The following is a 385-nucleotide window of genomic DNA, read 5'->3' on the forward strand; positions in this document are numbered from 1 at the left end:
AAAATGATTTATTCGGACCTTCCCGATTTCTTTTTTCAACTTCCGGTCAATGGTAATCATGGGTACCCGTATATTGAATATTTGGTCACCGCCATACATAACGACGCACTCACCTTTTCCTAGGGCTTTGAGATCGTCGGGCGAAACTTTATATTCTTCTTGCTCTCGTTCTCCCTCCGAAATACCCGCGGCTGCTCCGGTGCCACCTTCTGGTGTAACGTTAAGAATTGGCGTGCTGCTGCTTTCATTTTGGGTACCACTAAGAGACTTAGTAATCCCAATTTTCATGCCAATCAGATTGGCACATTCTTCAGCAGTTGCCTGTGTACCGATCTTGAAGAAAATCTTTGTCCAGGTATTACCAATTACCATTTCTTTAAAGTCA

General features: G+C 43.4%; 1 pseudogene. It reads right to left on the reverse strand.

Annotated features, from left to right (window positions below):
* A pseudogene (locus AC3XQU_RS23180) lies at nucleotides 1-385 on the reverse strand (conjugal transfer protein TraG); the annotation flags it as partial.

This window comes from Telluria sp. AZSoR62 (assembly GCF_058111565.1).